The 9,935-nt window shown below is 29.5% G+C and carries 7 protein-coding genes; 2 read left to right on the plus strand and 5 right to left on the minus strand.

All coding sequences use genetic code 11. The annotated features are described in order from the left end of the window. Window positions 1-66: 66 nt before the first annotated feature. Window positions 67-1,107 (minus strand): nucleoid-associated protein, encoded by a 1,041-nt coding sequence (locus Q0V24_RS11710; protein ID WP_297521691.1) that lies wholly within the window; start codon window positions 1,105-1,107, stop codon window positions 67-69. 269 nt (window positions 1,108-1,376) lie between these two features. On the opposite strand from Q0V24_RS11710, the gene Q0V24_RS11715 reads away from it, so the two are divergent. Beyond that, a complete protein-coding gene (locus Q0V24_RS11715) occupies window positions 1,377-2,705 on the plus strand; it encodes an amino acid permease (RefSeq protein WP_297521692.1) in 1,329 nt (442 codons plus the stop codon). 48 nt (window positions 2,706-2,753) lie between these two features. On the opposite strand, the gene Q0V24_RS11720 is transcribed toward Q0V24_RS11715, so the two are convergent. The 4 genes from Q0V24_RS11720 to Q0V24_RS11735 all read right to left on the minus strand — a co-directional run bounded on the left by Q0V24_RS11720 (window position 2,754) and on the right by Q0V24_RS11735 (window position 8,851). Next, window positions 2,754-3,770: a DUF4179 domain-containing protein gene (locus tag Q0V24_RS11720; protein ID WP_297521693.1), complete on the minus strand. Its 1,017-nt coding sequence runs from the start codon at window positions 3,768-3,770 to the stop codon at window positions 2,754-2,756. After that, window positions 3,760-4,335, minus strand: a complete 576-nt coding sequence (locus tag Q0V24_RS11725) for a sigma-70 family RNA polymerase sigma factor (RefSeq protein ID WP_297521694.1) — start codon at window positions 4,333-4,335, stop codon at window positions 3,760-3,762. Before Q0V24_RS11725 ends, Q0V24_RS11720 begins: the two co-directional genes overlap by 11 nt. 157 nt (window positions 4,336-4,492) lie before the next feature. Further along, entirely contained in the window at window positions 4,493-7,093 is a 2,601-nt protein-coding gene (locus Q0V24_RS11730; RefSeq protein ID WP_297521695.1) for a transglutaminase-like domain-containing protein, read from the minus strand. 216 nt (window positions 7,094-7,309) lie between these two features. Next, the gene (locus tag Q0V24_RS11735) at window positions 7,310-8,851 is read right to left on the minus strand and encodes a Csa1 family protein (protein WP_297521696.1); all 1,542 of its coding nucleotides are present in this window, start codon (window positions 8,849-8,851) and stop codon (window positions 7,310-7,312) included. Window positions 8,852-9,314: 463 nt separating this feature from the next. On the opposite strand from Q0V24_RS11735, the gene Q0V24_RS11740 reads away from it, so the two are divergent. Continuing rightward, a partial coding sequence (locus tag Q0V24_RS11740; protein ID WP_297521697.1) for an IS110 family transposase occupies window positions 9,315-9,935 on the plus strand: 621 nt, incomplete at its 3' end.

Raw genomic sequence — 9,935 nt, forward strand, 5'->3', positions numbered from 1 at the left:
ATTATTAAAACTAAAAAAAGAGCTAGAACTTAGTTATATACTAAATCTTGCTCTTTTTTATAGGTTTTATTTTTCTATATAATTTTTAACTCTTTTTATCATAATATTTATTGTTCCATCACCATTTTTTATAATTTCAAACTTATCACTATCATTATAAGCTTCATCAGCAAGGTAAATATCTATCTCTTTATCTACATTTAATCTTACCTTTTTAAGTTTTTTCTCAACAAAAGATTTATCAATTGTAATATCTTGCTCTACACCTTGAGATTCCATATAGTCATTAAAACTTCTTTGAACCTCTGGTTCTTCTTTAAATATCTCTCTTGCAATCTCATTTACATTGATCATTTCTTCTTCTTTAAGCTTTGATTTTATAACTTCTCTAACCTCTACTGATTTACCAGCATCTTCTGTAACATTAGTTCTAGTCCATGTTTCAGCTGCTTTCATAAAGTTTTTAGTCATATCCCTCTCATTTGGTACTATTGTACATCCAAGATAATGATCTGCAAAATATGCTGCACCATAATCTTCACCCTCTTTAGTTCTCTTTTGCTTATCTATAACCATTAAATCAATTTCCTGATCTTCTTTTATTGGTCTGATAAAAACACACTTTTGAACTTTTTGACTTGCTGATGGAAGTCCTGCTTGTTGTTCTACAATTCCTATTCCAAGTTTTTCATCAACAAAATCTATATTATGAGTAAAATTTTTCACATAATCCATTTTTAATATCCCAAGCATTGGACCTTGGTCAGTTGAAATATACACTGTTAGTAAATCACAATTTGGTATACTTCTATTAGCATTCATTATGTAAAACATTTGTTTTGCAAACTCTTGTGAAACTCCTATTATATCAGTTCTAAGTCCTGTTAAAAATTCTTGTGATATGTTCTTTACCACTCTATTCTCTGGATTAAATATCGCATATCTAAGTTCTTCATCTCTAAAACATTTTTCTATATGCTTATATAAAAACTTATATATATCATCTGTAAGCTCTAACTTATAATTATTTAAAATTGGCTCATCATTATTATTATCCAGTATGTGTATTACTGCATCTATTATATTTATATCATTAACATATTCCATAATTCTACCCCTTTTCTCTAAAGTCTTAATTTCTATTTTATCAAAATGAACTACTATTAACAATGCACTTAATATAATATTCTATTTTATACTTCCAATGCTTTACTTTAGTATAGTAAAGTGTTAAACTATACTTAATGATTAATACAGGTATAATTTATGTTTATTAACTGAAACTATATTTATCTGAATGATTTACCTAAATAGGTTAAATCCTAATTTATCTAAATTAAACAAATGAGAAAATATTCTTTTGGAGGAATAATGAAATGGAGAAAAAAAATAAGGGGTTAAAAAAAGAACTTGGACTAACAGTAGCCATAGCCTTAGTATTTAGTAATATAATTGGTGCTGGTATATTTGTTATCCCATCTCAACTAGCACAAGTGACAGGGGCTGGTGCTAGTATTGCAGCTTGGGTTCTAACAGGAGTTGGAGCTATTATACTTGCTCTTACATTCGCAAATCTTGGTTCAAAAATGCCAGTTAGTGGTGGTGTAGTTGAATATTCAAGAAAAAGTTTAGGAAGCTTCATGGGATTTATGACTGCTTGGCTTTATTGGAATGGATGCTGGATTGGTAATGCAACACTATTTATCGTAATTTTAAAATATTTAAGTGCTGTATTCCCAATTTTAAGTGCAAATCCACTCTATGGATTCTTACTAAGTAGTATGATAATTTGGTTATTTACATACATAAATATCAGAGGTGCTAAATCTGCTGGAGTAGTTGGAAGTATTCTTATACTTCTTAAATTAATAATTTTAGTATTATTTATAATTCTTGCAAGTGGTGTTTTTGATGTTAACAATATCGGACCTTTATTCCCATCAGGTGGTGGAATAAAAACTATACCTATGGCTGCTGCCGTAACTTTTTGGGCATTTGAAGGTGTCGAAGTTGCAACAGTTGCTTCAGGAGAAATTAAAAATCCTAAGAGAAATGTTAAAATCAGTACTATACTTGGAATATGTCTTGCACTATTCTTCTACATAGTAGTATCTGTACTTTCTCTAGGTGCTATGACTAGAACAGAGCTTGCAAATAGCCCTGACCCATTATCATTTATTATGGCAATGGTACTAGGCGATAAATCTTTAATCTATATAAATATAGGAATTGCATTAAGTATTTGTGGTTCATCTATTCTTTGGCTACTAGCTACAGGTAGAGCTGCATACGCTGCTGGAAAAGATAAACTTTTCCCTGGATTTTTTGCAAAACTTCACCCAAAGTATGGAACACCTTATGTTTCACTTATAATAGGTGCTATCCTTATAAATGCACTTTTACTACTAAACTTCTTCAAAGGTTTAAATGGTGCATATAACTTTATTGTTTTACTATCTACATTATCATATCTGCCAGTTTATGCAGTATCAACTATTGCAGAAATGATGCTTGTAATAGATTTAACAAATAAAACTATGGCAAAAAAAATACTTTCTCTTATAAGACCTAGTCTTGGATTTGCATTCTGTGTATGGGCAATTTATGCCTCTGGTGCACAAACTGTATTATACGGATTCCTTCTTATAATGGTAGGAGTTCCAATCTATGCTTATATGAAAAAGAAACATAATCTTGTAAATTAAGATATAATAAAACACCTCAATGTAAAAATACACATTGAGGTGTTTTACTTATTTTATTGGTATAACTATATCCATTATAGGCTTTTCTTCATAGTCTGGTGGTCCATATGATGGAATTCCCTTTTCTGAATACCCAAGGAAATTTTCGTTTTTAACCTGCCTTACAACTAATCTTATACTCTTACTTTCATTTTTTGGTGCCCTTGCATGTATCAAACTTTCTGAACTGCTATTGATAAACAATTCATTTTCATATTCATCATATATAAAAGTATCATACTTTTCATTCTTATTTTCTATTTCTATAACTATCTTAAATGGACTTATCTGCATATTTTCAACTTTATAATTAGTAACTTCTTTATTAATTTCTATTTTTTTAGCTAAGTCTTTATTAACTGTAACCGGAACCTTAAAGTTCCACTCTCCCTTTAATTTCTTACTAGTTTTTTCACCTACTACAAATTCAAAATAATCCATATTTTTAGTTAACATAAACTCATCTGGTATCTTCTTTTTAATATGTGTAAGTTCATACATTTCGATTCCTATAAAAGTATTTTCATCAGTAAACTTTCCTACCAATGATAAGCTTGAAAATAACTCTTCACTCTTAAAATCTGCTTCTGCTTCTGGATTTGTTAATACCTGTTTTCCATCATGCCACTCTTTTGCATCTTCTAATATTTCATTACTAAATGGTTTTTCACTTTCTATTATATAAGTTATATATAGATTTAATCCATCACTTACAGCCTCTGAAATAGTCACTTTTACACCTCTTGACTCTACTGTTTGATTTATCTGTGTTGCATACTTCTCATAGTTTTCATCTTCCTCTAGTTTTTCAAAGACACTTTCCATAAAAGGTATTTTTGATGCTATAGCAGGGATTGAAATACCTAAGGTTATAATACCTGCTATAGCTGCTGCTATTCCTATATATTTTTTCTTTTTAGACCTTCCATTTTTACATTCTTCATCTTCAAATTTCTTCATACCTTTTTCAATTGCTTTATCTATATCTTTTGGAATTTTTATATCATCAAAATCTTTAATACTCATTGCTGCAGCCCTCCCCTAAATATACCTTTAACGCTTCCTTACCTCTCCTTAAATGACTTTTAACAGTATTGACTGGTAGTTCCATTACACTTGCTACTTCATCTATACTCATATCATTAAAATACCTTAGCATTATTGCAGTTTTATATTTATCTTTTAGTTTATCCATAGCTTCATACAAATCTAACTTTTCACATATAGTATCCTTTTTTTCATCAACTATAAGCGGACTATCATCATCTGTATAAACATATTTTTCTTCTTTCTTAATCTCATTTACTGCTATATTTATAAGAATCCTTGTAATCCAAGTTTTAAAAAATTCTGGTTTATTTAATTTCTTTATATTTGCTATTCCTCTATATGTGGTTTCACTAATTATATCTAGTGCTATCTCTTCATTTTTAACATAACTATAAGCTATCTTATATAAATAATCCCTATTCATCTTTATAAGCTCTATATAAGATTCCTTATTCCCATTTATAGCTTCTTTCACTAAATCAATCTCGGTCTTTTCTTTATGCTTTTTTCTATGCCATCGCAAAGAAATTATATTTTGCATAATCTTTTCCCCCTCAAATTCCAAATCTTTGTTATGGTACCATTAACCCTCTTACACCTATTAGAGCACAGAAAAAACAATAAAGTTGCAATTTTTCTTAAATTAATTTTAAATAATAAAAAGCAGATTCAAATTCGAATCTGCTTTTTATAAAAATTCATTCTTTTTCTATTGATATTACTCCAAGCCAAGTGTATGCATCTTTAACATTAAACTTACCTTTTTCAATAGCTTTATTGATAATCTCAACAGCCTCAGACTCTGTTAAATCATAACTTGTTCTAACAATTGCCTTACCATCTCCTTCTATCTGTTTAACTATTTCATCTACAACTTTATCCTCATCAAAGAAGTTTTCTTCTACCTTATAGAACTCTGATTCATCACTCTTTGCTATAAAATCTCCAATTCTTTCATCTAAGATATATCTATCATCTTCTACTAACACAGTTTCTGAAACTTCATCTGGAAGATTTAAAAGTGCATTAGGATACTGCTCTATATCATTATTTGTAGCATCTATTGAAATCCACTCATCACCTATCTTAACTCTGTTCCAAGCATGAGGTAGATTACCATTAAGATTTCCTGTAACTACTATTGATTCAAGTTCTGCTTCATCTGCTAATAACTTGAAGGCACTTGCATAACTTGCACATACTCCAACCTTATTAATTAATACTCCATAAGGCGTAAATGAATCATTGAACTTATCATCAGTTATAGTCATGTCATTTTCCATTGCATGCTCAAGTGCTGCATTATCATACTCTGCTGTATCAACAAGGTAATCATTTATAGCAAACTCTTTTTCAAGGTCTGTCATATCATCTTTGATAATTTCATCAACAACCTTTGTAACTTCCTTTGCAACTTCTTGTTGCTTCTCTTCTTGCTCATCAGCTGTTTGACCATATTCTACAATAAGATTATTATCAACATAATCATATCCTATAGCATCTACTGTCATAACCATTGGATTTTGATATATAGCCTCATAAACAGCATCTATTAAAATATCCTTATTTGTAGCTTCTGGGAAAGCATCAAGATTTACTTCTTCTTTATTATTAAGCATAGCTGTTGCAACATACTCACTTAAAGCACTTGTAGCAAATATCTCTTCATCAACTTCAACTACGTCTGTTTCTATCGCTTCCTTTTCTTCTTCTTTCTCATCTTCATCAGATTCTTCTTTGTCTACTTCATCATCTTTATCATCTGACTCTTCTTTCTTTTCTTTTTCTTCTTCTTTATCATCAGATTCTTCCTTATCTTTATCTACTTCATCCTCATCAGTTGATTCATCTTCTTCTTTTTCTTCAGTTGTATCTTCTTCTGACTCTTCTGTCGCTTCCATCTCTGCTGGTGGAGTTGTTTCAATATCTATATCAACATCTTGATTTAACCCTTGTTCTACTATTTCTTCTTGTCTTTTTTGAAGTTCTTTAAGTATATCAAGAATTTCCTTTGTAAATTCTTCACTTTCTTCCTCAGTTGGAACTGGATAAGTTTTTATAATAGACGTTCCTCTTATTTTATATCTAAACATTCCTACAAGTCCGCTCTTTTCAAGTTCTTGATATTCAAAGTAATCAGTATCAAAATCTATAGCCGCTTTTACACTTGCCCCATCTCCCATTTTTACATATACATGAGTTGGGAAAGCTTCAAGTCTTTCCTTTATTTGTGGTAGCATTTCTTTCTCTTTATCATAAAGTTCAAATTTATTGAATATTTCTTCTTGATTTCTCTCAAGATCTGCTTCAATTGGAGCTTGACCTGCTATCTTATCTGCTGAAATCATATTACTTACTATTGATTTTTTATCACCTGAAACTGCCATTACACAATAACTTGGTAGATATTCTTCCCCTAAAGTACTATCTTCAGCATATCTTACCATCTCAAAATCAGTATTTGTATTTAGCACACCACCATTAAAATCAAATAATTTACCACTAAAGTTTTCAAATGTAGTTTCCTTAGTTTTTGCAAGTTCTTGGACACTATAAGTTTTACCAAACTTCTCCTCTACTTTGTCCTTATTCTCTAATACTTTACATACTATATAGTTATCAGCGCCTTCAACCGGCTCCCATTCTAGTTGAACTAATCCTTCAGTAGTTATAGATGCTTGAACTGTAGGTGTATCAAGCTCTGGTTTAATTGTAAATACTGTTACCTCTGGCCTCGCTAACTTTTCCCCAGTTTGTGTATCTATATGTTTTGTTAGATAATAGTTATTTGCATTTCCCCAATCTAACTCATGCTCTCTTTCAACCTCAGTATCAAATTCATCAACAACTATTTCTGTTTTTGATTCTAAAGAATCGTCTGAGTTATAATATACTGGGATTCTTGGTGCTTTTATTTTTAATTTCCCTGACTCTTTATCTATTGATATTACTGCATCAACCTTATTACTTCCATCAGCTTTTAATGAAACACTATAAATTGCTGATAAATCTTCTTCATGCTCTTTTGCAACTTCTTCTGCTATATCAAATTTAAATGTATGATTTCTCTCTAAATTATATTTTGCCTCTGTATAATCCTGAGCCTCACTACTAGCATACTTTTCTCTCATAGATGCTATATCTATAGTTTTCCCTTGTGGCTTCTCTTCTTTATCATCTTTGCTTTCTTCTGCTTTTGGCTTATCACCTTTAGCTTCTTCTTTCTTCCCACCCCCACAAGCTAAGAAATTTGATGATAACATAACTGCTAACGTAACTGCTATAAACTTTCTTTTCATAAATTCTCCTTTTGCCTCTTATAATATCCTTTTTTTTCCATTTATATATATGATAACATAGTTAATTCTTACATTTACAAATAAAATTATTAATTTTCTATTAAAGAAAAATATATATTTAAAACAACTTTATGATAAAAAAAAGAAAGCACAAATTTCTTTATGCTTTCTTATTACTTATATAATTAAAAATATTAAACTTTTCATTGAAACTCTCTATTCGCTATAATCTTTGCCCCTATCAAAAAACATAACAAAGGATAGTTTGTTTTTCTCATCTTTATCAAGATAAAATTTCACACTTAAATAACTTCCTACACCCCAAGGAACTCCAGTACCATATAACCCCAACGCACAATTATTTTCATCAATTTCTAACTTTGGATATAAACTCTTTATTTTAGCTATATTTTTATCAGTAGGCTTTAACTTGCATTTTAGTCCCTCTCTAAATTTTTGAAAGTCCAAACTCTTTATATACTCTTCATCTAAAGTTATAAACTCATTCATCATTTTAAAACTAGCTAAAGTTTCTTTAACTTCTTTTGGAATATCCTCATCTAATAAATACATTCCTTCCTCATTACAAGAGATACTATAATCTTTCCCATATGAATCTTTAACTATACTAAGCTCCCCCTCTACGGTTCGAGTATTCCTATTAAATCTTAAAGTTGAATCTACCTCATACTCATAATCATTAATAATCAAATATGAAGATACATTCCAACACCCTAAATCTCCATTTTCTAATTCAAATTTTTTATCTAACATCCTATCCTCTACATTTGATATATCACCTACTTTATCATATAAAGAAAATAAATTTTTTGAAGTAAACATAGGGAAAAAATCATTATATTTTTCAAGAAGTTCTTCGACAGTAAATTCTTCTTTCTCTTCTTCAACCTCATCTAAGTTAATAGATTCCTCAACCTTATTTATACTATCAAATGTATCTATGCTATCCGTACGTATAGAAAATTCAATACTTGTATCATTTTCCTCATCTAATATAATCTCTAAATCTTTAGATTTTCTCCATCCCGTGTTACTTGTTTCAAAATTTAATTTACAATGTTCTTCATCAATCTTAAATTCTGGATATATTTCTTTTATTTTTGCTACATTTTTATCCTCTAAAGTTAAAAGATAGTTTGCAGTATATCTACCCACTTTAGATGAATGTCTTATTTTTGAAGGTTTTAAACTTTTTATATAACTTTTATCTAATGTTAAAAATTCAGTTGCAAATTTAAAATTTTTCACTTCATCTTTAACTATTTGATCAACATTTTCATCAACTAGATGCAAACCATCTTTATCATAATAAATTGGATATGTATAATCAATATCCTCTCCCTCTTCATCCACTTCTCCATAGTCTAAATGTAAATTCCCTCTAGCTTCTCTAGTATCTAGATTAAAAACTAAAACACCATGTGCACGCTTTTCCTTATTTCTAAAGTTAGTTGATACAACCCATACACCATTACTATGATATTCTTCTTCAATTCCTGCTTCTAATAACTCATTTCTTTTTTTTAATTCTTCCTCAGTTATTGCACCACCTTTTTCATATAAAAACATTAAATCTTCTGATGGGAATAACTCTTGGAAATCACTAAATACGCTAGTAATCTCTTTATCACTTTTTCCAATTCCAAATATGCCCTTGCCACACCCCATAAATTCTGTCAATATAACAATAAAACTTAACATTATTATATACTTTTTATTTATTTTCCCCTTAAACATAAACTCTCCCCTTATAAACTTTTATTATTTATTTTTTGATTACACTTATACCCTCCCTTGTATGATGTAGTTATAACTTAACAGTAAAAACTAAATACGTTCTAACCGAACATTATTACACATCACATCTTTATTATTCTTATTTTTAATTTTCACTTCTAAACTAGAAGGCTTATCTTTAACTGTTTTAGTTTTTATATTAAATCCCAATAAGGGAACCTAACCAAATTAAATATTTTTTAGTATAATACTCCTGAATAGAAGATAGATGTATCCCTCCTGGGTGATCGTATAGATCAGATACCCGTAAAATAGCGTATCACTTCCATCAGGTAGAATTCTATGTTTAGCTGGTTGGGTTTCCAAATTTGGAATTACCCGTGTCACAAACAAGGTTATAGACTATCTGATAGAATGGAATTTCTATTCTATCTCTAAACTAAATTTAAAGGAGATATATACAATGTCAAAATTTTTTAATAATCCAGTAGTAGGAATCGATGTTTCAGCCGATTTTTCATTTGTAGCAATATTAAAACCTAATGGTGATATTTATAGAAAGGCTTTTAAGATAAAACATGATCTTAGTGGCTTCAATCACTTATTTACAGAAATAAAAAAAGTGGAAGAAGAGTTTAACATGAAAACTGGCATTTTCATGGAGTCCACAGGTGTGTACCACTTATCTCTTTTCCACTATCTTAACAAAAATTTTGATAACACATTTGTTATCAATCCACTTATTACTAAGTGTAACAAAAATTCAGATATAAGAAAAGTGAAAAATGATAAAAAAGATGCCTTATCTATTGCTCAAATAGGAAAATTTCAAAATATTAAAACTTCACAAAGTATTGGCCTCGATATCTTTCTACTAAAATCTCTAACTCGAGAATATTACAAACTTACAGATACTTGCTCTACTTTTAAGAAAAAATTATCTGCTGATTTACGAATAATATTCCCTAATTACAATACGATTTTTTCAAGTACAACCTCTAATAGCTCTATTGCTATTTTAAGTACTTATTTAACACCACAAGCTATTTTAGATGCTCCTAAAGAAGAAGTTTTAAAACTTCTT

It is taken from the genome of uncultured Clostridium sp., assembly GCF_947039605.1.
Taxonomy (GTDB): Bacteria; Bacillota; Clostridia; order Clostridiales; family Clostridiaceae; genus Sarcina.

What these genes read in the sequence shown, in the direction of transcription:
- Q0V24_RS11710 (WP_297521691.1), bottom strand. Translation starts at nt 1,107, where the DNA reads ATGGAATATGTTAATGATATAAATATAATAGATGCAGTAATACACATA.
- Q0V24_RS11715 (WP_297521692.1), top strand. Translation starts at nt 1,377, where the DNA reads ATGGAGAAAAAAAATAAGGGGTTAAAAAAAGAACTTGGACTAACAGTA.
- Q0V24_RS11720 (WP_297521693.1), bottom strand. Translation starts at nt 3,770, where the DNA reads ATGAGTATTAAAGATTTTGATGATATAAAAATTCCAAAAGATATAGAT.
- Q0V24_RS11725 (WP_297521694.1), bottom strand. Translation starts at nt 4,335, where the DNA reads ATGCAAAATATAATTTCTTTGCGATGGCATAGAAAAAAGCATAAAGAA.
- Q0V24_RS11730 (WP_297521695.1), bottom strand. Translation starts at nt 7,093, where the DNA reads ATGAAAAGAAAGTTTATAGCAGTTACGTTAGCAGTTATGTTATCATCA.
- Q0V24_RS11735 (WP_297521696.1), bottom strand. Translation starts at nt 8,851, where the DNA reads ATGTTTAAGGGGAAAATAAATAAAAAGTATATAATAATGTTAAGTTTT.